This window comes from Pseudomonas sp. 51_B (assembly GCF_017491595.1).
GTDB classification, from domain to species: Bacteria; Pseudomonadota; Gammaproteobacteria; order Pseudomonadales; family Pseudomonadaceae; genus Aquipseudomonas; species Aquipseudomonas promysalinigenes.
The window spans coordinates 178,043-203,817 of record NZ_JAFGYW010000004.1; the positions used below are offsets into that span (position 1 = coordinate 178,043).

At 60.5% G+C, this 25,775-nt stretch carries 21 protein-coding genes and 7 tRNA genes; 22 read left to right on the forward strand and 6 right to left on the reverse strand.

Translation table 11 applies throughout. The features are described from left to right. Positions 1-8: 8 nt before the first annotated feature. The 5 genes from J5M56_RS07400 (at position 9) to J5M56_RS07420 (ending at position 4,178) form a co-directional block, all read left to right on the forward strand. Positions 9-791, forward strand: a complete 783-nt coding sequence (locus tag J5M56_RS07400) for a TatD family hydrolase (RefSeq protein ID WP_207936269.1) — start codon at positions 9-11, stop codon at positions 789-791. Between the two features lie 435 nt (positions 792-1,226). Beyond that, the gene (locus J5M56_RS07405) at positions 1,227-1,862 is read left to right on the forward strand and encodes a TetR/AcrR family transcriptional regulator (RefSeq protein WP_060478232.1); all 636 of its coding nucleotides are present in this window, start codon (positions 1,227-1,229) and stop codon (positions 1,860-1,862) included. A gap of 105 nt (positions 1,863-1,967) precedes the next feature. Next, complete coding sequence (locus J5M56_RS07410) at positions 1,968-2,936, forward strand: radical SAM protein (RefSeq protein ID WP_060478233.1); 969 nt, start codon at positions 1,968-1,970, stop codon at positions 2,934-2,936. Between the two features lie 66 nt (positions 2,937-3,002). Then, positions 3,003-3,608: a DUF4823 domain-containing protein gene (locus J5M56_RS07415; protein ID WP_060478234.1), complete on the forward strand. Its 606-nt coding sequence runs from the start codon at positions 3,003-3,005 to the stop codon at positions 3,606-3,608. A gap of 9 nt (positions 3,609-3,617) precedes the next feature. Further along, positions 3,618-4,178 carry a DUF1285 domain-containing protein gene (locus J5M56_RS07420; RefSeq protein WP_207936271.1) on the forward strand — a complete coding sequence of 187 codons (561 nt, stop codon included), beginning with the start codon at positions 3,618-3,620 and terminating at the stop codon, positions 4,176-4,178. Positions 4,179-4,288: 110 nt separating this feature from the next. Here the strand turns inward: J5M56_RS07420 and J5M56_RS07425 are convergent. Both J5M56_RS07425 and J5M56_RS07430 read right to left on the reverse strand, forming a co-directional pair. Next, positions 4,289-4,364, reverse strand: a tRNA-Asn gene (locus tag J5M56_RS07425). A 62-nt stretch (positions 4,365-4,426) separates the two neighbouring features. Beyond that, positions 4,427-5,623: an amino acid aminotransferase gene (locus J5M56_RS07430; RefSeq protein ID WP_207936273.1), complete on the reverse strand. Its 1,197-nt coding sequence runs from the start codon at positions 5,621-5,623 to the stop codon at positions 4,427-4,429. 287 nt (positions 5,624-5,910) lie between these two features. Here J5M56_RS07430 and uvrB point away from each other — a divergent pair, with 287 nt between their 5' ends. Next, positions 5,911-7,926 carry an excinuclease ABC subunit UvrB gene (uvrB, locus tag J5M56_RS07435; protein ID WP_060478237.1) on the forward strand — a complete coding sequence of 672 codons (2,016 nt, stop codon included), beginning with the start codon at positions 5,911-5,913 and terminating at the stop codon, positions 7,924-7,926. 233 nt (positions 7,927-8,159) lie between these two features. Here the strand turns inward: uvrB and J5M56_RS07440 are convergent, their stop codons facing one another. Continuing rightward, a complete protein-coding gene (locus J5M56_RS07440) occupies positions 8,160-9,650 on the reverse strand; it encodes an MDR family MFS transporter (protein ID WP_207936320.1) in 1,491 nt (496 codons plus the stop codon). A 49-nt stretch (positions 9,651-9,699) separates the two neighbouring features. After that, positions 9,700-10,755 (reverse strand): HlyD family secretion protein, encoded by a 1,056-nt coding sequence (locus tag J5M56_RS07445; protein WP_207936275.1) that lies wholly within the window; start codon positions 10,753-10,755, stop codon positions 9,700-9,702. Between the two features lie 143 nt (positions 10,756-10,898). Between J5M56_RS07445 and gltX the strand changes: the two genes are divergently transcribed. From gltX to J5M56_RS07505, 12 genes are all read left to right on the forward strand, one after another. Next, complete coding sequence (gene gltX / locus J5M56_RS07450; protein WP_060478239.1) at positions 10,899-12,380, forward strand: glutamate--tRNA ligase; 1,482 nt, start codon at positions 10,899-10,901, stop codon at positions 12,378-12,380. 370 nt (positions 12,381-12,750) lie between these two features. Then, positions 12,751-12,826: transfer RNA gene (locus tag J5M56_RS07455), tRNA-Ala, on the forward strand. Between the two features lie 72 nt (positions 12,827-12,898). Next, a tRNA-Glu gene (locus tag J5M56_RS07460) sits at positions 12,899-12,974 on the forward strand. A gap of 52 nt (positions 12,975-13,026) precedes the next feature. Next, positions 13,027-13,102 (forward strand) — tRNA-Ala (locus J5M56_RS07465). A gap of 43 nt (positions 13,103-13,145) precedes the next feature. Beyond that, positions 13,146-13,221 (forward strand) — tRNA-Glu (locus tag J5M56_RS07470). Between the two features lie 64 nt (positions 13,222-13,285). Beyond that, positions 13,286-13,361, forward strand: a tRNA-Ala gene (locus tag J5M56_RS07475). Positions 13,362-13,403: 42 nt separating this feature from the next. Continuing rightward, positions 13,404-13,479 (forward strand) — tRNA-Glu (locus tag J5M56_RS07480). Between the two features lie 164 nt (positions 13,480-13,643). Further along, complete coding sequence (locus tag J5M56_RS07485; protein WP_186476677.1) at positions 13,644-14,183, forward strand: TetR/AcrR family transcriptional regulator; 540 nt, start codon at positions 13,644-13,646, stop codon at positions 14,181-14,183. Between the two features lie 24 nt (positions 14,184-14,207). Beyond that, on the forward strand, positions 14,208-15,035 hold the full coding sequence (locus J5M56_RS07490; protein ID WP_060478241.1) for an alpha/beta fold hydrolase: 828 nt from the start codon (positions 14,208-14,210) through the stop codon (positions 15,033-15,035). An 85-nt stretch (positions 15,036-15,120) separates the two neighbouring features. Continuing rightward, a complete protein-coding gene (locus tag J5M56_RS07495) occupies positions 15,121-15,555 on the forward strand; it encodes a thioesterase family protein (RefSeq protein WP_207936277.1) in 435 nt (144 codons plus the stop codon). Positions 15,556-15,606: 51 nt separating this feature from the next. Continuing rightward, on the forward strand, positions 15,607-16,578 hold the full coding sequence (locus J5M56_RS07500; protein WP_060478243.1) for a tRNA-dihydrouridine synthase: 972 nt from the start codon (positions 15,607-15,609) through the stop codon (positions 16,576-16,578). 222 nt (positions 16,579-16,800) lie between these two features. Beyond that, the gene (locus J5M56_RS07505) at positions 16,801-17,244 is read left to right on the forward strand and encodes an Hsp20 family protein (RefSeq protein WP_060478244.1); all 444 of its coding nucleotides are present in this window, start codon (positions 16,801-16,803) and stop codon (positions 17,242-17,244) included. Positions 17,245-17,307: 63 nt separating this feature from the next. On the opposite strand, the gene J5M56_RS07510 is transcribed toward J5M56_RS07505, so the two are convergent. Both J5M56_RS07510 and J5M56_RS07515 read right to left on the reverse strand, forming a co-directional pair. Continuing rightward, positions 17,308-20,604, reverse strand: a complete 3,297-nt coding sequence (locus J5M56_RS07510; RefSeq protein WP_186476680.1) for a PAS domain S-box protein — start codon at positions 20,602-20,604, stop codon at positions 17,308-17,310. 61 nt (positions 20,605-20,665) lie between these two features. Beyond that, complete coding sequence (locus J5M56_RS07515; RefSeq protein ID WP_060478246.1) at positions 20,666-21,544, reverse strand: LysR family transcriptional regulator; 879 nt, start codon at positions 21,542-21,544, stop codon at positions 20,666-20,668. Positions 21,545-21,675: 131 nt separating this feature from the next. Between J5M56_RS07515 and leuC the strand changes: the two genes are divergently transcribed. The 4 genes from leuC (at position 21,676) to leuB (ending at position 25,762) form a co-directional block, all read left to right on the forward strand. Further along, the gene (gene leuC, locus J5M56_RS07520) at positions 21,676-23,109 is read left to right on the forward strand and encodes a 3-isopropylmalate dehydratase large subunit (RefSeq protein WP_060478247.1); all 1,434 of its coding nucleotides are present in this window, start codon (positions 21,676-21,678) and stop codon (positions 23,107-23,109) included. Then, the gene (gene leuD / locus J5M56_RS07525; protein ID WP_027919154.1) at positions 23,106-23,750 is read left to right on the forward strand and encodes a 3-isopropylmalate dehydratase small subunit; all 645 of its coding nucleotides are present in this window, start codon (positions 23,106-23,108) and stop codon (positions 23,748-23,750) included. The genes leuC and leuD overlap by 4 nt, the downstream gene beginning before the upstream one ends. Before the next feature lie 110 nt (positions 23,751-23,860). Then, a complete protein-coding gene (locus tag J5M56_RS07530) occupies positions 23,861-24,625 on the forward strand; it encodes a class I SAM-dependent methyltransferase (RefSeq protein WP_186476681.1) in 765 nt (254 codons plus the stop codon). Positions 24,626-24,679: 54 nt separating this feature from the next. Continuing rightward, the gene (leuB, locus tag J5M56_RS07535) at positions 24,680-25,762 is read left to right on the forward strand and encodes a 3-isopropylmalate dehydrogenase (RefSeq protein ID WP_060478250.1); all 1,083 of its coding nucleotides are present in this window, start codon (positions 24,680-24,682) and stop codon (positions 25,760-25,762) included. Positions 25,763-25,775 lie beyond the last annotated feature (13 nt).

Consider the following 25,775-nt stretch of genomic DNA (forward strand, 5'->3'; position numbering starts at 1 on the left):
CGTTTGCCATGCTCGTAGATTCCCATTGCCATCTCGACCGTCTTGACCTGAGCGCCCACCAGGGCTCCCTCGACGCTGCATTGCAGGCAGCGCGCGAGCGTGGGGTAGGGCATTTTCTGTGCATCGGTGTCAGTGCTGAAAACGCCGGTGCGGTGAAGGCGCTGAGTGAACAGTACCCCGATGTCGATTGCTCCGTGGGCGTGCATCCGCTGGACCTTGCGCCCGGGGAAACTCCAGCGCTGCAATGGCTGCTGAGCGAGCTTGCCCACCCGCACGTGGTAGCGATCGGTGAGACGGGCCTTGACTATCACTACGAACCCGAAGCCGCCGAGTTGCAGCAGGCGTCGTTCCGACTGCATCTGGAGGCCTCGCGCCAGACCGGCAAGCCGGTGATCGTGCATACCCGTGCTGCGCAGGCCGATACTTTGGCCTTACTGCGTGAAGCCAACTTGCCCCAGGCAGGTGTGTTGCACTGCTTCACCGAAGACTGGCAGATGGCCAAGGCAGCGCTGGAGCTGGGTTACTACATTTCGCTATCGGGAATCGTCACCTTCCGCAATGCCGAGGCCCTGCGTGAAGTGGCTCGGCAGGTACCGGTTGATCGCCTGCTGGTCGAAACCGACTCGCCCTACCTCGCACCCATCCCGCATCGCGGCAAGCCGAACTTGCCTCAGTATGTGCGCGAAGTGGCCGAGTATGTAGCATCGTTGCGCGGCGTCAGCTACGAGCAGTTGGCTGAACAAACGACGAACAACTTCAAGCGCCTGTTCCCCCAAGCTCGAGTACGGTGACCCTTTCCCCGCTGCCTGGGCAAAAAAAAACCCGGGTTCTGGGGGGGGAATCCGGGTTAAGACCATTAGGAGTAAAACAAAGGTACGCGGTCCCTGAGCACCTTTATCGGCGCGCCACTTGGGGGGATGCGCCGCGCCAACACTTTAAGTATTGGCCATGATTTCCGCCGTGCCAGTGCTTTCTGTACGTTTTTTAAACAGATTTGGAATACGCGTGCCGTTCCTTCCTCTCTGAACGCATGGCACGGCCATTCTGACGTGGGGCGGCGGTCCTGAGCGCAGCGGGTATGGGCTGCTGATCATGGTCGCTTGTCTGAGCAGTTGCCTTGCTAGCCAGCCCGATCTCATCATGAAACATAGACATGCGTGGATGATCCGTGCAATTTGCTGCAAGTTAGGCATAATAAACCGCTTCAATGTCATCCAGTCCTTCCTATGCAGAAAGAACCTCGTAAGGTCCGTGAATTTCGCCGCCGCGAACAGGAAATCCTCGACACAGCCCTGAAGCTGTTCCTCGAACAGGGTGAAGACAGCGTCACCGTCGAGATGATCGCCGATGCTGTAGGTATCGGCAAAGGCACGATCTACAAGCATTTCAAGTCCAAGGCCGAGATTTACCTGCGGTTGATGCTCGATTATGAGCGTGACCTGAATGCGCTGCTGCATTCGGCCGATGTCGACCGCGACAAAGAAGCACTGTCGCGCGCCTATTTCGAGTTCCGTATGCGCGACCCACAGCGTTATCGGCTGTTCGATCGCCTCGAAGAAAAGGTGGTCAAGGGTAATCAGGTGCCGGAAATGGTCGAGCAACTGCACAGCATCCGTGCGTCCAACTTCGACCGCCTGACTCAACTGATAAAGGGCCGCATCAGCGAAGGCAAGCTCGAAGACGTCCCGCCGTACTTTCACTACTGCGCTGCCTGGGCATTGGTGCACGGTGCTGTGGCGCTGTATCACTCGCCGTTCTGGAGCAATGTGCTGGAGGATCAGGAGGGCTTCTTCCAGTTCCTCATGGACATCGGCGTGCGCATGGGCAACAAGCGCAAACGTGATCCGGAACCTAGTCACTGATCAAGCGGTGCATGAGCGGGTGAGTCAGGCATGAAATGGGGCTTGCAAAAACCTGATTCTTGAGTCAAGTTTTGCCGGCCCGATTCATCCATGCTGGAGTTACCCATGATCGTCGATCGTCAAGGCAGGCGTTTTCGCAATCTGCGCGTCAGCCTGACGGCTGCCTGCAACTACGCTTGCGGCTATTGTGTGCCGGATGGCAAGCGTCTGGTCGCGGCCCAGGATGAATTGTCCGCTCAAGCTCTGGCCCGGGGTGTCGCCTACCTGGTTGAGGCGGCTGGCATCGAGCGTTTGCGCATTACCGGCGGCGAACCCTTGGTCAGTCCGCGGTTGGATGAGTTTCTCACGGCGGTGGCCAAGCTCGGGCTCGACGACATTGCCCTTACCACCAACGGGCAATTGCTGGCACGCAAGCTGCCCCAGTTACAGGCAGCCGGCATTCGGCGCCTGAATGTGTCCCTTGATACGCTGGACCCCATGGCGTTCCGCCGCATTGCTCGCGGCGGGGATCTGGGCAGTGTGTTGGCGGGCATGGACCAAGCCAGCGCCGCAGGCATGCGAATCAAGGTCAACATGGTGCCAATGCGTGGTCAGAATCTTGAGCAGGTATTACCCATGCTCGAGTACTGCATGGCCCGAGGCTTTGAGCTGCGCTTCATCGAGCTGATGCGTATGGGGCATCTGGCTCGGGATAACAAGGCCTTCGTGCAACAGTTCGTTGGGCTCGAAGCTTTGCTCGATGTGATCGGTAGCCGGTACGGCTTTGAGCAAGTCGATGCTGCGGTCGATGCTACCGCACTGCGCTATCAGATCCCCGGGCACGGCCATTTCGGCGTCATCGCCAATGAAAGCGTGCCGTTCTGCCGTACCTGCTCGCGCCTGCGGCTATCCTCCACTGGCTGGTTACACGGCTGCCTGTCTTCGAGCAACCGCCACTATGTCGCCGACCTGCTGGAAAAACCCCGCCATCTGGCACTGCCCGCGCTGCAACGGTTGTTGGTCAAGGCGCTGGCAGACAAGCAGGAGCTGGCGTTTTCCGGTGACGTGATGGTGATGAAGGTGATAGGCGGCTGAAGCTGGCGCAAAAGCTGCATCCGCCGGCTATTCGCCGGTTTTTCGTCACCGGCCACTGGAGGAAAAATGCGTAGCCTGGTTTTGCTGCTGGCGCTGATGGCGCTGGGCGGCTGCATGAATGTCAGCGATATGGGCGAGGGCGTCCGTTACCATATGAGCGATGCCGGTTTGCTGGACCATAGCGATACCCGCCGAACGCTGTCGATTCGCCTGCAGCCTGACTCGTTCATATTCATCGGCCAAGGCGCGTTCATGCCGCCCGGTAAAGGCCCGGTGCCAAAGCAAAATGTGGTAGCCGAGGAGGCCTTCAAAGGATTTGTCGAGTATTTCCCGCTGGTGCGGCGCGCACAAGGGCCGCTGGGGCTTGAGGAGGCGATCGCCCAAGCCAGGTCGTTCGGCGCCGATTATGTGCTCTATACCCGCTTCGCCCGCAGCGATGACCGTATTGGCAACGGCGACGAATGGTACGACGAGCAGGCTGTCGACCGCCTCGGTTGGGACACTGGTGTAGTTCAGATGATGCTTATCGAAACCAATACGCGTTACCTGATCGACACCGCGCGGATCAAGAGCCGTGGCGGTTTGTTGACGTTCCATGACCAATCGCCCCAGGATTTGCTCGCAAGGCCCATGCGCGAGTACGCTCGTAGCCTTCTGGGCATGAGCGAGTAAGGGCAGCGTATGAGCGATTCCGGCATGGCCAACGACCTACTGGCGCAGATCCCCAAGCATAAAGGCCTGCCGCCGGTGCATCTGTGGCACCCGGATTTCTGCGGCAACATCGACATGCGGATCGCCCGGGACGGCACCTGGTTCTACCTGGGTACACCGATCGGGCGCAAGGCGATGGTTCGCCTGTTTTCTACAATCATGCGCCGCGACGGCGATGATTATTTCCTGGTGACGCCGGTAGAGAAGGTCGGTATCCGGGTGGACGACGCGCCGTTCGTGGCGGTAGCGCTGCAAGTGCTGGGCAGTGGCCAGGCGCAGGTGCTGCGCTTTACCAGCAATGTCGAGGATCAGGTCGAAGCTGGGCCGCAAAACCCGCTGCGGGTCGAAACCGATCCGGTCACTCAAGAGCCGTCGCCTTATATCTTGATGCGCACGAATCTGGAGGCGCTGATTCATCGCAATGTGTTTTACCAACTGGTCGATCTGGCCGTGCCGCGCATGATCGACGACCAGGAGTGGCTCGGGGTTTGGAGCAACGGCGAGTTCTACCCAATCGGGCGCCCTTGCTGAGAAATCTTTGCCACAACGTGCCGGCGCTGGATCTCATCGGCACAATAGCCGTTCAGCCAGGCAACGAAAAAGCCCCCGATGCTTGCGCAACCGGGGGCTTTTTCAGTGTTTGGCTCCGCGACCTGGACTCGAACCAGGGACCCAATGATTAACAGTCATTTGCTCTACCGACTGAGCTATCGCGGAATGTGCGCGTATCTTACCGTCTGCCAGGAGGAAGTCAAGCCTCCTCCTGACAAATCAATCAGTTACAGCACTTGAACGATGGCCTTGGTGACCACATGGATGTTGCTCTGGTTCAGCGCGGCAACGGCGATACGGCCGGTATCCAGTGCGTAGATGCCGAAGTCGTTCTTCAGTCGCGCAACCTGCTCAACGGTCAGGCCCGAGTAGGAGAACATACCCACCTGGCGGCCAACGAAGCTGAAGTCGCGGTTGGCGCCGTATTCGGCCAGCAGCGCGACCATCTGCTTGCGCATACCGTGAATACGCTCACGCATTTCGCCCAGTTCGGTCTCCCACATCTGGCGCAGTTCGGCGCTGTTGAGCACTGTAGCGACGATGGTGGCGCCGTGGGTCGGCGGGTTGGAGTAGGTGGTGCGGATCACGCGCTTGACCTGCGACAGCACGCGCGTGCTTTCGTCCTTGGAGGCAGTGACGATCGACAGCGCCCCGACGCGTTCGCCATACAGCGAGAACGACTTGGAGAACGAACTGGAGACGAAGAACTCCATGCCCGATTCGGCAAACAGGCGCACGGCGAAGGCGTCTTCGGCGATGCCGTCACCGAACCCCTGGTAGGCCATGTCGAGGAACGGCACGTGACCTTTGGCCTTGACCACTTCCAGCACGTTCTTCCAGTCTTCCAGGCTCAGGTCGACGCCGGTTGGGTTGTGGCAGCAGGCGTGCAGCACCACGATCGAGCCGGACGGCAAGGCATTGAGGTCTTCGAGCATGCCGGCACGGTTGACGTCGTTGCTCGGCGCATCGTAGTACCGATAGTTCTGCACCGGGAAACCTGCGCTTTCGAACAGCGCACGGTGGTTTTCCCAGCTCGGGTCGCTGATGGCCACCACCGCATTCGGCGAGATGCGCTTGAGGAAGTCGGCACCGATCTTCAGGGCGCCAGTGCCGCCAACGGCTTGCACGGTGACCACACGACCAGCGGCCAGCAACGGCGACTCGGCACCGAACAGCAGCTTCTGCACAGCCTGGTCGTAGGTGGCGATCCCATCGATAGGCAGGTAGCCGCGCGAGGCGTGCTGGGCGGCACGCTGAGTTTCGGCTTCGATCACGGCGCGCAGCAGCGGAATGCGGCCTTCCTCATTGCAATAAACGCCTACGCCCAGGTTGACCTTGTCGGTACGTGGGTCGGCGTTGAAAGCTTCGTTGAGGCCCAGAATAGGGTCGCGGGGTGCCAGCTCGACAGCGGAAAACAGGCTCATTGTTACTTCGGCTCTGATTGGAGAGTGATAGGGCGTACACGCTCCAGCCGAATGCACTGAAGCGGTGCACAAACGGGGAGTCAGTATAGTGATACCGACCGGTCACTGCGACAGCCTGGCGCAGGTTTTCCGGCGATTTGCGCAAATATTTTTCGACCGTTGGTCCAATTGCCCGGTCAACCGTAATGTGCGCTGACAGCCTGGCCTTTAATCCGGCCCACTTCGGGCGTTTTTGGGTATAGACTACTGGCTAAATTTACAGTTACTGCGTTGCCGCGAGGTCCGTCATGTCCGAGTTTCAGCTCGTCACCCGTTTCCAGCCGGCAGGCGACCAGCCCGAGGCCATCCGTCAGATGGTCGAAGGCATCGAGGCCGGCCTCTCACACCAGACGCTGCTTGGGGTGACTGGTTCGGGCAAGACCTTCAGCATCGCCAACGTCATTGCGCAGGTACAGCGGCCAACCCTGGTACTGGCGCCAAACAAGACGCTGGCGGCGCAGTTGTATGGCGAGTTCAAGGCGTTCTTCCCCAACAACGCCGTCGAATACTTCGTCTCCTACTACGATTACTACCAGCCAGAAGCCTATGTGCCGTCGTCGGATACCTTCATCGAGAAGGATGCCTCGATCAACGACCACATCGAGCAGATGCGTCTGTCGGCTACCAAGGCGTTGTTGGAACGCCGCGATGCGATCATCGTCACTACGGTGTCATGTATTTACGGCCTGGGCAGCCCCGAGACGTACCTGAAGATGGTGCTGCACGTGGACCGCGGCGACAAACTCGACCAGCGCGCCTTGCTGCGCCGTCTGGCCGACCTGCAGTACACCCGCAACGAAATGGACTTTGCCCGTGCCACTTTCCGGGTGCGCGGCGACGTCATCGACATCTTCCCGGCTGAATCGGACCTTGAGGCTATCCGCATCGAGCTGTTCGATGATGAAGTGGATAACATCGCAGCCTTCGATCCGCTGACCGGCGAGGTGTTTCGCAAGCTGCCACGCTTCACCTTCTACCCCAAGAGCCACTACGTGACGCCACGAGAAACCTTGCTGCAGGCGGTGGAGGGCATCAAAGAAGAGCTGGCGGATCGTCTGGAGTACCTGCACAAGGCCAACAAGCTGGTCGAGGCTCAGCGCCTGGAGCAGCGTACCCGCTTCGATCTGGAAATGATCCTTGAGCTTGGCTATTGCAACGGTATCGAAAACTACTCGCGCTACCTGTCCGGCCGCCCGGCCGGGGCGCCGCCGCCCACCCTGTACGACTATTTGCCGGCCGATGCGCTGCTGGTGATCGACGAGTCCCACGTCAGCGTGCCCCAGGTCGGCGCCATGTACAAAGGCGACCGCTCGCGCAAGGAAACCCTGGTCGAATACGGCTTCCGGCTGCCGTCAGCGCTTGACAACCGCCCGATGCGTTTCGATGAGTGGGAGGCTGTCAGTCCACAGACTATTTTCGTTTCGGCCACCCCGGGCCCTTACGAAGCCGAACATGCCGGCCGGGTGGTCGAGCAGGTGGTGCGCCCGACCGGTCTGGTCGACCCGCAAGTGGAGGTGCGCCCGGCGCTCACCCAGGTCGACGACCTGCTGTCGGAGATCCGCAAGCGTGTGGCTGAGGGCGATCGGGTTCTGGCAACCACGCTTACCAAGCGCATGGCCGAAGACCTTACCGATTACCTGGCCGACCATGACGTCAGGGTGCGTTACCTGCACTCCGACATCGATACCGTCGAGCGGGTCGAAATCATCCGGGATCTGCGTTTGGGCACCTTCGATGTGCTCGTGGGTATCAACCTGCTGCGCGAGGGTCTGGATATGCCCGAGGTGTCGCTGGTGGCCATCCTCGATGCTGACAAGGAAGGTTTCCTGCGTTCCGAGCGTTCGCTGATTCAGACGATCGGCCGTGCTGCGCGCAACCTCAATGGCCGGGCGATTCTATACGCCGACAGCATCACTGGCTCCATGCAGCGTGCCATCGACGAAACCGAGCGGCGTCGCGAGAAACAAATTGCCTTCAACCAGGCCAACGGCATCGTGCCAAAGGGTGTGGTCAAGGACATCGCCGATATCATGGAGGGTGCCACCGTGCCCGGTGCGCGCAGCAAGAAGCGCAAGGGCATGGCAAAGGCAGCCGAGGAGAGCGCCCGCTACGAGGCCGAGCTGCGCACGCCAGGCGAAATCACCAAACGCATCAAACAACTGGAAGAGAAGATGATGCAGTTTGCACGCGACCTGGAGTTCGAGGCCGCCGCGCAGTTGCGCGACGAGATTACCAAGCTGCGCGAGCGCCTGATCACCAGTTGATCATCACCCAGCTTTTCGCGGGTTGAGCCGCCCCCACAGAGGTGCGCAACCTGAAATTGCTGGGTCGTGCGCGAACAGGGTGGTACGCGCAACTTGAACCCTCACTGTGTGAATTGTAGGTCGGGCTACGGCACTAACAGCCGAAGAAAGCGGCGTTTGCGGTTTTTAAATCAGCATCGAACGCCGGCTTTCAATACAGCTTCACCCCAGCAGCGAGGCCTGTCATACAGGGCCTAGTGAGCCTCACCCGCTTTCAGCCCCTGGGGCAGCTTGCGGGTCAGCAACACGGCGACCATGCTCACCGCCAAACCTATTCCGACAAGGTGAAAGGCGTCGTTATAAGCCATGATCAGCGCCTGCTGATGGGTGATCTCGCTGAGCTTGCCAAGCGCCGCACTGTCACTGCCCAGCCGCTCTGCCAATTGGGCAAGGCGCTCCGCCACTTGCGGGTTGCTCGGTACCACCGATTCGCGCAAATAGTCGAAGTACACTTTGGTTCTAGCATCCAGCAGGGTGGCCAACAAAGCGATGCCGATCGCACCGCCTAGATTTCGCAGAATATTGAATAGGCTCGACGCCGAGCCAGCATCTTGCTGCTGGATGTAGGCCGTGGCAATCAGCGAAATGGTCACCATGATCATCGGTTGGCCGAGGGCGCGGATGATCTGGATGTGGTTGAACTGAGGTCCGGCGAAGTCTGGGTTCAGCACCCCCGAACCGAAGCTGGCCACCCCGAACAAGCAGAAGCCCAGAGCGCACAGCAGCTTGGGTGGCACGATCTTCATCAGCTGCGGCACCAGCGGGATCAGAAATAACTGCGGGATACCCATCCACATGATCACTTCGCCGATCTGTAGCGCGTTATAGCCTTGGATTTGTGCCAGGTATAGCGGCAGCAGATAAATCGAGCCATACAGGCCCACGCCCATGCCCAGGCTGGCGATGCTCGACAGCCCGAAGTTACGATTGCCCAGAATGCGCAGGTTGATAAGCGGTTGTGCCTTGGAAAACTGCACGATTACGAACGTGATCAAGCTGACCAAAGCTACGGTGCCAAGGCCGACGATCAGATTCGACTCCAGCCAATCCTTGCGGTGCCCCTCCTCGAGAAAGACTTGCAGGCAGCCCAGGCCAAGGCCCAGCGTGACGATGCCGGCATAGTCGGTGCTTTTGAGCAGTTCCCAATGCGCCGGCTTTTTCTCAAGGCCGTAGAGCAAGCCGGCGATCATCACCAGCCCGGGTGGGATGTTGATGTAGAAAATGTATTGCCAGCCCCAGTTTTCAGTTAGCCACCCTCCCAAGGTGGGGCCAATCGAAGGGGCGAACGTCGCCGTCATGGCGAACATGGCCATGCCTTTGGCGCGGTGATGTTCGGGTAACTTGATCAGGGTCAGCGTGAAGGCCAGCGGAATCAAGGCACCACCTGTGAAGCCCTGCAGGGCGCGGAACAGGATCATGCTCTCCAGGTTCCAGGCCATCGAGCACAGCAATGAGGACAACAGGAAGCCACCTGACACCCAGACCGCCAAACGTCGCGCCGACAGCAACTGCACCAGCCATGCGGTCAGCGGAATCATGATGATCTCCGCTACCAGGTACGAGGTGGAAATCCACGAGCCTTCTTCCAAAGTGGCCGACAACGCTCCCTGGATGTCCTTGAGCGAGGAGTTGGTGATCTGGATGTCCAGCACGGCCATGAACGCACCGAGCATCACGCTCATCACCGCTATCCAGTCGCGCCGTGTTGGCTCGGCAGTGGGGCGCTGCAGTTGGTCACCGGCCATCGCGGCCATCATCCTCGTGGCGCAAATCGACGGTGGCAGTCACCGACATACCCGGGCGAATGCGCCCGTGCAGGGGGTTGTCGGCGGCGAAGGTCAATTTCACCGGAATGCGCTGTACCACTTTGGTGAAGTTGCCGGTGGCGTTATCAGGCGGCAACAGGCTGAACTGTGCGCCGGACGCCGCGAACAGGCTATCGACGCGGCCTTCGATCGGGGTGTCGGGATAACTGTCGAACAACAGGGTGGCACGCTGCCCGGGGTGCATCTTGCCAATCTGGGTTTCCTTGAAGTTGGCCTGCACCCAGATATTTTCATCGGGCACGATCGACAGCAGGTAGGCGCCTGCCTGCACCACCTGGCCGCTGCGGGCGTTACGCTGGCCGATGGTGCCGCTCAAAGGTGCGCGTATCTCGCAACGGGCAAGGTTCAGCTCTGCCTGAGCCACGTCGGCTCGGGCATTGGCGATCTGCGCATCAAGGCGTTTGAGGTCGGCACTCAGAGCGTTGATCTGCTGGCGTTGGCTCTGCAGGTCAGCGCGGGCCTTATCCACTTGGGCGCCGGCCACATGATTCTCGGCCGACAGGGTGGTCACCCGTTCTTCGGAGATGAACCCAGGCTTGCGCAGTTTTTCGGCGCGGCCCAGGTCCAGCCGCGAGCGCTCGAGCGTGGCCTGATTGGCTGCCACTTGAGCCTGCCCAGCGGCAATCAAGCTGCTCTGTTGGGTCAACCGGCTTTGCGCCTGGGCGTATTCGGCCTCGCGTGTGGCTAAGGCTGCTCGGGCACGTGCCACGGCCAGTTCGAAGTCGGCCGCCTCCAGGCGCAGCAGCAGGTCGCCCTTGTTGACATGCTGATTGTCGTCGACCAGTACCCCATCGATGCGTGCACCGAGCTGGCTGGAAATACGGGTGATTTCGCCCTGAACATAGGCATTGTCAGTGCTTTCGTAGAAGCGGCCGCGTAGATACCACTCTGCCAGGAAGGCCAAGGCGATGAGGGCTACCAGGGCGAAAAAGATCGCCAGGCGGCGTTTGAGTTGGGCAGGCATGAGGACTATCGTTCCAGAAATGTAAGTAAATTTAACAGCGGCATATAGCCATTAGACAAGTGGCGTTCGCGCCATTGCTGGAGCCCAGTGCCTGCTCCCTGCTAACATCCCGCCTTTGTTTCATCTTTCGTTCGAGACCCTCCATGACCACCGTTCGCACGCGTATCGCGCCATCGCCCACGGGCGACCCCCATGTCGGCACCGCCTACATCGCCCTGTTCAACTACTGCTTCGCCAAGCAGCATGGCGGTGAGTTCATCCTGCGTATCGAAGACACCGACCAGCTACGCTCCACACGCGAGTCGGAGCAGCAGATCTTCGATGCCTTGCGCTGGCTTGGCATCGAATGGAACGAAGGCCCGGATGTCGGTGGCCCGCACGGCCCATACCGGCAGAGCGAGCGTGGCGAGATCTACGCCAAGTACGCCAAGGAATTGGTCGATGCCGGCCATGCCTTCTATTGCTTCTGTACGGCCCAAGAGCTGGAACAGATGCGCGCCGAGCAGATGGCCCGTGGTGAAACCCCTCGCTATGACGGCCGTGCGCTGTTGCTCAGCGACGAGGAAGTCCAGCGCCGTCTTGCCGCAGGCGAGCCCCACGTGATCCGTATGAAGGTACCGAGCGAAGGTATCTGCGTAGTCCCGGATATGCTGCGTGGCGATGTCGAGATTCCATGGGACCGCATGGACATGCAGGTGCTGATGAAGAACGACGGCCTGCCGACCTACTTCTTGGCCAACGTGGTCGATGACCACCTGATGGGTATCACCCATGTGCTGCGCGGCGAAGAGTGGCTGCCGTCGGCACCGAAGCTGATCAAGCTTTACGAGTACTTTGGTTGGGAGCAACCCAAGCTCTGCTACATGCCACTGCTGCGTAACCCCGACAAGTCCAAGTTGTCCAAGCGCAAGAACCCGACCTCGGTGACTTTCTACGAGCGCATGGGTTTCATGCCCGAGGCAATGCTCAATTACCTCGGCCGCATGGGCTGGTCGATGCCCGACGAGCGTGAGAAGTTTTCCTTGGCTGAAATGGTCGAGCATTTTGACTTGTCGCGCATCTCTCTGGGGGGGCCGATCTTCGACATCGAGAAGCTGTCCTGGCTAAACGGCCAATGGCTGCGCGAGCTGCCAGTGCAGGAGTTTGCCGCACGCGTGCAAAAGTGGGCGTTCAACAGCGATTACATGATGAAGATCGCCCCCCATGTGCAGGGTCGTGTCGAAACCTTCAGCCAGATCGCGCCGCTGGGTGGTTTCTTCTTCGAAGGCGGCCTCAAGCTCGATGCCAAGCTGTTCGAAAGCAAGAAGCTGTCCGCTGACCAAGTGCGTCAGGTGATGCAGTTGATCCTGTGGAAGCTCGAGAGCCTGCGGCAGTGGGAGAAAGAGCGTATCACCGATTGCATCCAGGCCGTGGTCCAAGCGCTGGAACTGAAGCTGCGCGACGCCATGCCGCTGATGTTTGCGGCCATTACCGGCCAGGCAAGCTCGGTGTCGGTGCTCGATGCCATGGAAATCCTCGGCCCTGATCTGACCCGCTATCGCTTGCGTCAGGCCCTTGACCTGCTCGGTGGTGTGTCCAAGAAAGAGAACAAGGAATGGGAAAAGCTGCTGGCCAGCATCGCTTGACGGCACGTTCGAAGCGATAGCTCAACGGGTGGGAGCAACTGTCGAAGGCCGATTAGTGGCTTAAGTCGCTCCCACAGGTTGTGGCTTGTCTGCAAGCCTGCGCAATCTGTGTGGCGCGGGTTTCCTGACCAATACGACGAGCCATGGTGGGCAGTATTCGCGGATCAGCCCACTTGCACAGTGCTCAGTGTTGGGGTTTTGGGTTGGGCAGGGCGGTAAGTGATTGTTATCTGTGAAAAAAATTTTGATTAATTTCAAAATTTAGTTTGACAGCCCTGCAATCCGATCTTAATATGCGCCCCGTCCACAGCGATGAACGTAAACGAAACGCACGGCACCCAGCCAGCGCTTCTGTTCAAAGCGGCATTGTGGGGCTATAGCTCAGCTGGGAGAGCGCCTGCATGGCATGCAGGAGGTCAGCGGTTCGATCCCGCTTAGCTCCACCAAATTCCGTTTGTCAGCCAAGGCTGGCAAGCAAGAGCTGATCCAGCAATCAGCTCTTGAAGGTAAGAAGGTTCGTCCCCTTCGTCTAGTGGCCTAGGACACCGCCCTTTCACGGCGGTAACAGGGGTTCGAGTCCCCTAGGGGACGCCAGTTTTGCACAAGCGATATTTTGCATGTCGCTGGGCCGAGAGGCTAGAAATCTGGGGCTATAGCTCAGCTGGGAGAGCGCCTGCATGGCATGCAGGAGGTCAGCGGTTCGATCCCGCTTAGCTCCACCAATTATTGCCGCGGTTCGCGTAAGCGGATCGGCACGAAGGTTACGTCCCCTTCGTCTAGTGGCCTAGGACACCGCCCTTTCACGGCGGTAACAGGGGTTCGAGTCCCCTAGGGGACGCCACTTTTTCCCGCGTTTTGCGGGGCTTAAAAAGGCTCGTTCGCATATTGAATGAGTCTTTTGTTTCGGGGCTATAGCTCAGCTGGGAGAGCGCCTGCATGGCATGCAGGAGGTCAGCGGTTCGATCCCGCTTAGCTCCACCAATTTTGCCGCGGTTCGCATAAGCGGATCGGCACGAAGGTTACGTCCCCTTCGTCTAGTGGCCTAGGACACCGCCCTTTCACGGCGGTAACAGGGGTTCGAGTCCCCTAGGGGACGCCAATTTTTACCCGCGTTTTGCGGGACTTTAAAGGCTCATTCGCATATTGAATGGGCCTTTTGTTTTTTCTCTCCCTGATAATCGGCTGACGAACGGCATGCAGTTTTGTTTGCCAAAAAATATGATGTGAATAATATTACCTACATCATATTTTCAGGGGCGAGCCATGAGCGACAAGAAAAGCAGAACCCGCGAACGCATTCTGGAGGCCGCCCGCAGTGCTTTGATTCTGCACGGCCCAGCCGAGCCCAGTGTCAGCCAGGTGATGGGGGCGGCAGGGCTGACGGTGGGTGGGTTTTACGCGCACTTTCAGAGCAAAGATGAACTCATGCTCGAAGCGTTTCGCCAGTTGCTCTGCGAGCGTCGTGCCCTGTTGGCTCAGGTCGATCCGCATCTGGATGGGGAGGGGCGACGCGCGCTCGTAAGCGCTTTCTATCTTTCTCGCAAGCACCGGGACGCCGAAGTTCACGCGTGCCCCTTGCCCAATTCGCTCAGCGAAATGCAGCGGCTGCCCGATGTTTTTCGCGAAGTGCTGGCCGAGCACATCGAGTTGATGACGGCGGCCATGGTCGACCGCCCCGAGGATGCCGACAAAGCGTTGGCTGACCTGGCCCTGATGATTGGTGGCTTGGCCCTGGCGCGCGCGCTGGGGCCGGGTGAGTTGTCCGACCGACTGTTACGTGCCGCCAAATCGGCTGTTCTCTGATACCGAAGGTTCTGGAGCAAGGCAATGACTACCCTGAGCTGGATTCGAAGCGTAAATGGCACCCTAGGCCGGCTGATGCCGACGCATATCGCCGGCAAGATGCGCCGGGCCTTCATGACGCCGCGCAACTTCGCGCCTCGGGATTGGGAGCTGCCGTTACTGGCCAGTGCCGAGCGCATGACCTTGCGCTTCGGGCTGTCGGCTCTGCGCTGGGGCAAAGGGCCGACGGTACTGCTGATGCACGGTTGGGAAGGGCGCCCGACGCAGTTCGCGTCATTGATCCACACCCTGGTGCAGGCCGGGTATACCGTGGTGTCGCTGGAAGGCCCTGCTCATGGCCACTCTCCAGGGCGCAAGGCGCATGTCGCGTTGTTCGCTCGCGCATTGCTTGAGGCTGCAGCGCAGCTGCCGCCGTTGCGAGCGGTGATCGGTCATTCCATGGGGGGCGCCAGCGTGCTGCTGGCGCTACAGATGGGGCTGCGTGCCGAAGCTGCCGTAAGTATTGCAGCGCCAGCACAGTTACTGGGCGTGCTGCGGCGTTTCGCTCGCCACTTGGGATTGCCGGCGCGTGCCAGGGCGGCGTTTATTAGTCAGGTCGAACAAGATATCGGCATCCAGATAGCCCGCCTCGATGTCGAGGGCTATCAGTTGGACCTGCCGGGCCTGGTGGTACATGCCGTCGATGATGCGCTCGTGCCTGCTGACCAGGCGCAGCTAATTCACAAAGCCTGGTTCGACAGCCGGCTCATGCTTTTAGACCAGGGTGGCCATCAACGCCTCTTGGCTGATCCGCGGCTGAGTGCGGCAGTCCTGGAGCTGCTCGCCCGAGAACCTGCGCGGCAGCGTGCCTGAACATCCGTTACACTCGGCCAGATTACTAGAGGGGGCTGAGTATCAGCTTCTCGAGCTTTTTCGCCATCGATCAGCAGGAGCGGGCATGAGTTGGGACCTGGCAACGCCATTCATCATCGACCTGCGTGTGGGCAGCGAGGACATCGACGGCCTCGGCCATGCCAACAACGCGGTCTACGTTACCTGGTTGGAGCGCTGCGCCTGGCGCCACTCCCAGCGGCTGGGCCTTGACTTGGCCGAGTACCGGCGGCTGGACCGGGCCATGGCAGTGTTGCGCCACGAAATCGACTACCTTGCCGCCGCTTACGAGGATGACGAGCTGCAGCTGGCTACCTGGATTGTCGACTGGGACCTGCGCCTGCGCATGACTCGGCGCTTCCAGCTCAAGCGTCCACGTGACGGGGTTACCTTGTTGCGCGCACAAACCACCTTCGCCTGTATCGAGCTGTCCAGCGGCAAGCCCAAGCGCATGCCTGGCGAATTCCTCGAGGGTTACGGCCCGGCGCTGATCGGCAGCTGAGGCAAGCGGTTTTTTTGCTAGACTGGCGCCTTTTTGCGCCGAGACCCAGCCATGCAAATTGCCCTGGCCCCCATGGAGGGGCTGGTCGACAACATCCTGCGCGACGTTCTGACCCGAGTAGGTGGCATCGATTGGTGCGTCACTGAGTTCATTCGCGTCTGTGATCGCTTGCTGCCGGCTTCTTCGTTCGACAAGCTCGCGCCCGAATTGCGCCACGGCGCACGCACGGCGTCGGGCGTGCCGATGCGCGTGCAATTGCTCGGCTCGGACCCAGTGTGCCTGGCGGATAACGCCGCCCTGGCGTGTGAGCTGGGCGCGCCGGTCATCGATTTGAACTTCGGTTGCCCGGCCAAGACGGTGAACAAGTCCCGTGGCGGTGCAGTGCTGCTCAAGGAGCCGGAGCTGCTGCATGCCATCGTGCATGAGGTGCGCCGCGCCGTACCGGCGCATATCCCGGTCACCTCGAAAATGCGTTTGGGTTTCGATAGCCCGGACGGTGCCCTGGATTGTGCCACGGCCTTGGCCGAGGGCGGTTCGGCACACCTGGTTGTGCACGCGCGCACCAAAGCCCAAGGCTACAAGCCACCGGCCCACTGGGAATGGGTGGCGCGGGTGCAGGATGTGGTTCAGGTGCCGGTGTTCGCCAATGGTGAAATCTGGACTGTCGACGACTGGCGGCGCTGCCGAGAGGTCAGCGGTGCCGAGGACATCATGCTAGGGCGCGGCCTGGTGTCGCGGCCGGACCTGGCCTTGCAGATCGCCGCTGCGCGGGATGGAGTCCAATACCAGCCGATGAGTTGGGATGAGCTGATGCCGTTGTTGCGCGAGTTCTGGCGCCAGGCCCAGGCCAAACTCTCGCCGCGATACGCGCCGGGGCGAATGAAGCAATGGCTGGCGATGCTGACCCGCAGTTATCCCGAGGCAGTGGTGCTTTTTGCCGAGTTGCGTCGTGAGGATGATTGCGCACGCATCAGCCGGTTGCTTGGGGTCGAAGCTACATCTTTGGAAGTATGCGTCGCCTGATCCGGCCCCTTCGCGGCTAAAGCCGCTCCTACAGAGGCTCAGCCGCTTTGGACCTGTAGGGGGCGGCTTTAGCCGCGAAGGGGTCATCTATGCAGACGCTGCTTTCAGATTTTTTTATCCGTCCCCTTGAAAGCTTTTGCGCAGGCCATATCTCTTGAGTACGCGATGCCGAATTCGGGTCGCGCAGTGACTTTACTTGCTGAATCTCAGGAGTTTATGACCATGACTACCGCTTTCTCTCTCGCTCCATTGTTCCGCCACTCCGTTGGTTTCGACCGGTTCAACGACCTGTTCGAATCTGCGGCACGTAACGAGGCCGGTAGCAGCTACCCGCCCTACAACGTTGAAAAGCACGGCGATGATCACTACCGCATCGTGGTTGCCGCAGCTGGTTTCCAGGAGCAGGACCTCGATCTGCAGGTCGAAAAAGGTGTCCTGACCGTGACCGGTGGCAAACGCGAAAACGCAGCGGCTGAAGTGACCTATCTGCATCAGGGCATTGCCCAGCGCGCATTCAAGCTGTCGTTCCGCCTGGCCGATCATATCGAAGTCAAGGCCGCGGGCCTGGCCAACGGCCTGCTCAGCATCGATTTGCTGCGCATCGTGCCGGAAGAAGCCAAGGCCAAGCGGATCCCGATCAACGGTGATCAGCCTGCGCTGAACTGATGTTCACGGGCTACGCCCGGAACCCAATGAGAAAGGGCACCTTCGGGTGCCCTTTCTGCGTTTTCAATAGTCGGCGGGTGCCTCGATGAGCATTTGCCGAAATTGCGCCAGTGGCAGAGGGCGGCTATGCAGATAGCCCTGGTACAGGTGGCAGCCTAGGCCTTCAAGGAAGGCCAACTGCTCGCTCAGCTCCACCCCTTCGGCAATCACCGCCAGGTCAAGGCTGTGCGCCATCGCCACAATAGCGCGGACAATTTCGGCGTCATTAGGGTCTTGGGGCGCGTCACGCACAAAAGTCTGGTCGATTTTCAGCGCGTCCACCGGCAGGCGCTTGAGGTAGGTCAGTGATGAGTAGCCAGTACCAAAGTCATCCATGGCGAAACTTACGCCGTAGCGCTTGAGCTCGCGCATCTTGCTGATCGTGTCTTCAAGGTTTTGGATGACGATACCCTCGGTGATCTCCAGTTTCAGAATGTGCCGCGGCAAGCAGTATTCATCGAGGCTGCGTAGTACGCGCTCGACAAAATCGTTCTGGCGAAATTGCCGGGGGCTGATGTTTACGCACAGGCTGAAATCATCGGCATCGATCAGCCGGTCTTGCAGCATGCCGGCGCAGGCGTTGCAGGCTTCATCGAGGATCCAGCTGCCCACTTCGAGGATCAGCCCGCTTTCTTCCAGCACCTGAATGAACTGGCTCGGCGGTTGCTGCCCCAATTGCGGGTGGTGCCAGCGCAGCAGTACCTCGGCCCCGACAATGCGGTTGTCCCTGGCGTCCACCTGCGGCTGGAAATTCAACGCGAGCTCGCCACGGGCCAAGGCCAGGCGCAGATCGCTCTCCATGCGCAGACGTTCGCTGGCGGCCTTTTGCATCGTGGTGTGGAACAGCTCGGTAGTGTTGCGCCCTGAATCCTTGGCCCGGTAAAGCGCGATATCGGCACGTTTGAGCAGGTCGGCAGGGGTAGTGCCGTGGTCAGGAATCAGTGCCACACCGATGCTTGGGGTCACTTGCAAGCGTTGGCCGTCCAGTGACATCGGCTCGGCCAGCAGCTCGCGCAGCGTGTCGGCCAGTTCACGCACCTTGGCTTCCACTGCTTCGCGGCTGCCTTCCAGGCCGCTGAGCAGCACCACGAACTCATCGCCGCCCAGGCGCGCCACCGTGTCTTCCAAGCGCACGCTGGCCTCCAGGCGCGCGGTGATGATTTTCAGCACGGTATCGCCCACCGGGTGCCCGAGAGAATCGTTGATGTGCTTGAAGTGGTCCAGGTCGAGGAACAGCAGCGCGCCGCGCAGGTTATGCCGGCGCAACAGCGCGATCTGCTGGCTCAGGCGGTCCATCAACATGGCGCGGTTGGGCAGGTTGGTCAGCGGGTCGTGATAGGCCAGGTGGCGTATTTGCGCTTGGGCGTTCTTCAACTGGCTCACATCGCGGGCAGTCATCAGCAGGCAATCGGCCTCGTTGAGGCTGATCGGCTCCACTGATACTTCAACGGTCAGGATGTCGCCTCGCTTGTTGCGCCCGAGCATCTCGCGGTGATGCACGCGGCCGCTCTCCTTGAGCTCGTTGAGCAGCGCACTGCGCTGCTTTTCGTCTGCCCAGATGCCGATTTCATAGACGCTGCGGCCGACGACCTCGCTGGTGCCATATCCGGTCAGGCGACTGAAACCGTCGTTGACTTCCAGGTAGCGGCCGGTGTGGCGCTCGGTGATGGTGATAGCGTCGGGGCTGGAGTGGAAGGCCTTGGCGAATTTCTCTTCGCTGGACTTCAGCGCCGCCTCGGCCCGTTGCTGTTGAGTGATGTCGCGTAGAGTAGTGACGCTGCACGGTTGGTCGTCGACGCTGATCAAGCGGCTGGCGATCACGCAGGTCAGCGGTGAGCCATTGCGGTGGTTGACCACCACTGCCACGTTGCTCAGTGCCTGCTCGCGGATCACCCGCTCGATGCGCTGCGCGCGTTCGACCGACTCGGCCCACAGGCCGATTTCTTCGGCCGTGTGGCCTATCACCTGTTCGGCAGTCCAACCGAAGGTCTGGGTGAAGGCGGGGTTGATTTCGATGAACTGACCGGTGTCCTGACGGGTGACGCAGATGGGGTCTGGGCTTGCCTGGAACAGGCTGGCAAATTTCTCTTCCGAGGCGCTCAAGCGCTGTTCCCGTTCTACCTGTTCGGTGATATCCAGTAGCGTGCCAGCCATGCGCAATGGGTTGCCTTGGTCATCGCGATAGAGCCGTGCACGGCTTTCGATGTAGCGTGAGGTGCCGTTTTCCAGCTGTACGTGGTACGTGATCTGGTAATTGCCGGCAGGCCCTTCACGCAGGCTGCGATAGGCCTGGCGCATGTTGGCCCGCTCATGCTCCGGAACGCCTTCGAAGAAAGCCTCGAACGATTCATGGAAGGGTACCGGGGGCAATCCATGCAGCTGCGCGGCGCGAGCCGAGCCGTACAGCATCCCGCTGGGTATGTGCCAGTCCCAAGTCCCTAGCTGCGCCGAGTCCAGCGCCAGGTCAAGCCGCTCCTGGCTGTCCTTGAGCGCCTGTTCGGCGCGCTTGCGCTCGGTGGTGTCAACGAAGGTGCTGATCAGGTAGGGAACCCCCTCCATATCGATGCTCTGGGCGCAGAGGATGCCATCGTGGAGCTTGCCCGTGCTGGCACGAAACTGCACTTCCATGATCGCTGGGCCCTGGCTGTTACGGGTGGCCTCGATGACCTGATGGCGCTGGTCAGGGTTCACCCACAGACCTAGCTCGATGCTGGTCTTGCCGATCACCTGGTCGCCCGGCCAGCCGAACATGTCCTCGAAATGCTGGTTGACCTCGATGATCATGCCGTCATGCCGGCGGCTGAGCAAAATGGCGTTGGGGCTCAGGTGAAACAGCGTAGCGAAGCGCTTTTCCGAGTTGATCAGCGCAGCTTCGCGTTCGCGCTGGCGGGTAATTTCCCGGATCACTCCGATCATCTGGCGTCGGCCGTTCTGGTCCTGAGTCAGGCTGCCGTTGATTTCCAGCCAATGAACGCTGCCGTCCGGCCACAGGATGCGATGGCGCATAGCCTGCTCCACCGGTTCGCCGTTGACGACAGCGTGGAACAGTTGGCGGGTGCGGGCACGGTCTTGCTCTGCCAGCAGGTCGAGGTAGTCGATGTCGGCGGGTAGCGGCCGATGTGGGTCGAAGCCGAACAGCGCCTGCGTACCCCGTGACCAGCTGATTCGGCCGCTATCGATGTCCCACAGCCAGGCGCCCAGCCTGGCGCCGTTGAGCGCGGCCAGCAGTTGCGGTGCGTTCTGCCACGCCTGCTCTGATTCCTGGGGATCGGCCGCAGGGATGCGCGGCAGGCGCGGAAAGCGATTTGCTGATTTGGGCATTGGTACCAGACCTTTGGCGTGGGACGCGTCCATGAATTGGAAATGCCGAGCTGACGACCGGTCAGGCGGACCCTGCGTGGCTGTCGAGCAGGGCCATGAAGGCCCTAGCAGCGTTCGATAGCGTGCGCTCCGTGTGCAGAATGTAGCCTAGCTCGCGCGACAGCTGTATGCCGGGCAATGCGATGGGTGCAACCTGATCGTCCAGCATGGTCCTGGGCAGCACGCTCCAAGCCAGGCCGATCGACACCATCATCTTGATGGTTTCCAGGTAGTTGGTGCTCATGGCGATGTTTGGGGTAAGGCCCTGGCTTTCGAACAGCCGCTGGACAATATGGTGGGTGAAGGTGTTGCCGCCGGGGAAGACCGCCGGGTGGCGGGCGACATCGGCCAGGGTGACCGAGTGGTTGCTGGCCAGCGGATGTTCGGGCGCGGCCACGAAGTCCAGTGCGTCGTTCCACACCGGTATTGCCTTGACCACAGGGTGCGGCTCGGGTGCTAGCGTGATGACGGCAATCTCGGCCCGGCCATGGAGAATTTCGTCGTAGGCCTGTTCCGAATCCATGAATTGGATGTCCAGGGCCACCGCCGGATGCTGGCGGGTGAAGGCTCGCAGCAGCGGCGGTAGGCGGTGCAGGCCGATGTGATGGCTGGTAGCCAGGGTCAGGCGGCCGCTCACTTCGCCGTTGAGGTTGGTCAAGGCTCTGCGGGTATCATCGAGCACGTTGAGGATCTGGTAGGCACGCGGCAATAAGGCGCGACCGGCTTCGGTCAGAGTCACTTCACGGCCCAAGCGATCGAACAAGCGCACATCCAGTTGTTGCTCAAGGCCGGCAATGCGTTTGCTGATGGCTGGCTGAGTCAAAAACAGCCGCTCCCCGGCACCGGAGAAGCTGCCGGTTTCAGCAACGGCAATGAACGCGGTGAGGTTGGCCAAGTCCACGTGGTCGAATTCCTTTTGGTTATCCAAAGCATAAAAATTATGAATTTGAGTTATTCAATCTAAACCCCTAGCATCGTCCGTACAAGCCAAGGGGTTTTTGGCATAGAAACACGCTGATGAGGAACAGTCCGATGGCTGGCAAAACGCTTTACGACAAACTCTGGGAAGCCCATGAGGTCAAGCGCCGTGATGACGGCTCGTCCTTGATCTACATCGACCGCCATATCATCCACGAGGTGACGTCGCCCCAGGCTTTCGAAGGCCTGCGCTTGGCCAATCGCAAGCCTTGGCGCATCGATGCCAACATCGCAACCCCCGATCACAACGTGCCGACTACGCCAGAGCGCAAGGGCGGTATCGAGGCCATCGTCGACCAGGTTTCGCGGCTGCAGGTGCAGACCCTCGATGAAAACTGTGACGAATATGGCATCGTCGAATTCAAGATGAACGACGAACGCCAGGGCATCGTCCACGTCATCAGCCCGGAGCAGGGCGCGACCTTGCCAGGCATGACCGTGGTCTGCGGCGATTCGCATACTTCCACCCATGGCGCATTCGGTGCCCTGGCCCATGGCATCGGTACTTCCGAGGTGGAGCACGTGCTCGCCACCCAGTGCCTGGTCGCCAAGAAGATGAAAAACATGTTGGTGCGTGTCGAAGGCCAGTTGCCGGCCGGCGTTACCGCCAAGGACATCGTGCTGGCGGTGATCGGCAAGATCGGCACCGCCGGTGGTAACGGCCACGCGATGGAATTCGCGGGCAGCGCCATCCGCGATCTGTCGATGGAAGGCCGCATGACCATCTGCAACATGTCCATCGAAGCCGGTGCGCGTGTGGGGCTGGTGGCGACCGATGCCACCACCGTGGCCTACGTTGAAGGCCGCCCGTATGCGCCCAAGGGCGAGGACTGGAAGCGCGCTGTTGAAGCGTGGAAAGACTTGGTTTCTGACGACGATGCCGTGTTCGACACTGTGGTCGAGCTCGACGCTGCGCAGATCAAGCCGCAAGTCAGCTGGGGTACTTCGCCAGAGATGGTGTTGGCCGTGGATCAACGTGTGCCGGACCCGGCCGCCGAGCCAGACCTGATCAAGCGCGGTTCTATCGAGCGCGCCCTCAAGTACATGGGCCTGGCCGCCAACCAGGCGATCACCGACATCAAGCTTGACCGCGTATTCATCGGCTCCTGCACCAACTCGCGCATCGAAGACCTGCGCGCAGCTGCCGAAATCGCCAAGGGCCGCAAGGTTGCTGCCACCGTCAAGCAGGCGCTGGTAGTGCCAGGTTCGGGCCTGGTCAAAGCCCAGGCCGAGCGTGAAGGCCTGGACAAGATTTTCATCGAAGCTGGGTTCGAATGGCGTGAACCGGGCTGCTCGATGTGCCTGGCGATGAACCCAGACCGCCTGGAGAGCGGCGAGCACTGCGCCTCGACCTCCAACCGTAACTTCGAAGGCCGCCAAGGCGCCGGTGGCCGTACCCACCTGGTGAGCCCGGCCATGGCCGCCGCCGCCGCAGTGACCGGCCACTTCATCGATGTCCGCGAGTTGATCCAAGGGAGCGCAGCATGAAAGCCTTTACCCAGCATACCGGTCTCGTCGCGCCGTTGGATCGTGCCAACGTCGACACCGATCAGATCATCCCCAAGCAGTTCCTCAAGTCGATCAAGCGAACCGGCTTTGGCCCCAACCTGTTCGACGAATGGCGTTACCTGGATGTCGGCCAGCCGTACCAGGACAACAGCAAGCGCCCGCTGAACCAGGAATTCGTACTCAACCATGCGCGTTACCAGGGTGCCAGCGTGCTCTTGGCGCGCGAGAACTTCGGTTGCGGGTCGAGCCGGGAGCACGCGCCGTGGGCATTGGACGAGTACGGCTTCCGTAGCGTGATTGCGCCGAGTTTTGCTGACATCTTCTTCAACAACAGCTTCAAGAACGGTTTGCTGCCGATCATTCTCAGCGATGAGGAAGTGGACGAACTGTTCAAGCAGGTGGAAGCCAACCCAGGTTACCAACTGACCATCGACCTGCAAGCGCAGGCGGTGACGCGCCCGGACGGCAAGGTACTGCACTTCGAAATCGATGCTTTCCGCAAGCATTGCCTGCTCAATGGTCTTGACGACATCGGCCTGACCTTGCAAGACAGCGACGCGATCAAAGCATTCGAAGGCAAACACCGCGCCAGCCAGCCTTGGCTGTTCCGTGATGCCTGAATGCCGTAGTCGGCGTCGCTGGCTTTGACGCACAAGGGTCGTGTACTCAGTAGCAGCGGCTTGAGACGCGAGATGGCCAGCACTGGCAATAAAATATAAAGGACTGACCCATGACCAGCACCCAACACACCGACGTAGTCCAGCGCCAGTTCGGCGAACAGGCCAGTGCATACCTGAGCAGCGCCGTACACGCTCAAGGCAGCGAATTCGCGTTGCTACAGGCCGAGCTGGCTGGCCAGGGCGCTGCCCGTGTGCTGGATCTGGGTTGCGGTGCCGGGCATGTCAGCTTCCATGTCGCCCCGCTGGTCGCTGAAGTGGTCGCCTACGACCTGTCGCAGTCCATGCTCGACGTGGTGGCCCGCGCCGCCGCAGAGCGGGGCCTGAGCAATATCGCTACCGAACGCGGTGCGGCCGAGCGCCTGCCGTTCGCCGATGCCTCCTTCGACTTCGTTTTCAGCCGGTACTCGGCGCACCACTGGAGCGACCTGGGGCTGGCGCTGCGGGAAGTACGACGGGTACTCAAGCCTGGTGGCGTAGCAGCGTTCATCGACGTTATGTCGCCGGGTAGCCCGCTGCTCGATACTTACTTGCAAACGGTCGAGGTGCTGCGCGATACCAGCCACGTGCGTGATTACTCGGCGGCCCAGTGGCAGCGGCAGGTCAGCGAGGCGGGCCTGCACGTGCGCAGTCACAGCCGCCAGGCGTTGCGGCTGGAGTTCACCAGCTGGGTCGAGCGCATGCGCACCCCTGAGCCGATGCGTGTTGCCATCCGCCAATTGCAGCAAGCCATGGGCGAAGAAGTACGGCAGTATTACCAAATCGAGGCCGATGGTTCGTTCAGCACCGATGTGCTGGTGCTGTGGGCCGAGCGTTGAGAATTTTTCGGTGGGGCCCCATCGGGCACGCCGCGTGAATGGATAGAGGAAAGCATGAGCAAGCAGATTCTGATTCTCCCAGGTGATGGCATTGGCCCGGAAATCATGGCCGAGGCGGTCAAGGTGCTGGAGCTGGCCAACGACAAGTTCCAGCTTGACTTGAGCCTCGAGCATGACGTGATCGGCGGCGCCGCCATCGACAAGCACGGTGTGCCGCTGGCCGATGAAACCCTTGAGCGCGCACGCAAAGCCGACGCCGTACTGCTGGGCGCCGTTGGCGGCCCGAAGTGGGACAAGATCGAGCGTGACATCCGCCCTGAGCGCGGGCTGCTGAAAATCCGTTCGCAACTGGGCCTGTTCGCCAACCTGCGCCCGGCGATTCTCTACCCGCAGTTGGCCGATGCTTCGTCGCTCAAGCCGGAAATCGTTGCGGGCCTGGATATCCTCATCGTCCGTGAACTCACCGGCGGTATCTACTTCGGCGCACCGCGCGGCCAGCGCGAGCTTGAAGGCGGCGAGCGTCAGGCCTACGACACCCTGCCGTACAGCGAAAGCGAAGTCCGTCGCATCGCCCGCGTTGGTTTCGACATGGCGCGCGTGCGCGGCAAGAAGCTGTGCTCGGTGGACAAGGCCAACGTTCTTGCCTCCAGCCAGCTGTGGCGCGAAGTGGTCGAGGATGTGGCCAAGGACTATCCGGACGTCGAACTGAGCCACATGTACGTCGATAACGCCGCCATGCAGCTGGTGCGCGCACCGAAACAGTTCGACGTGGTGGTGACCGACAACATGTTCGGCGACATCCTGTCGGATGAAGCTTCCATGCTCACAGGTTCCATAGGCATGCTGCCTTCGGCCTCCCTGGACGCCAACAACAAAGGCATGTACGAGCCTTGCCATGGCTCGGCTCCGGACATTGCCGGGCAGGGTATCGCCAACCCGCTGGCGACCATCCTCTCGGTGTCGATGATGCTGCGTTACAGCTTCAACCAGCAGGCTGCGGCCGAGGCGATCGAGAAGGCGGTCAGTGTGGTGCTCGATCAAGGTCTGCGCACCGGCGACATCTGGTCGGCTGGCTGCGACAAAGTAGGCACGCAGGAAATGGGCGACGCAGTAGTCGCAGCGCTGCGGAATCTGTAATCTCTCTGGCCCG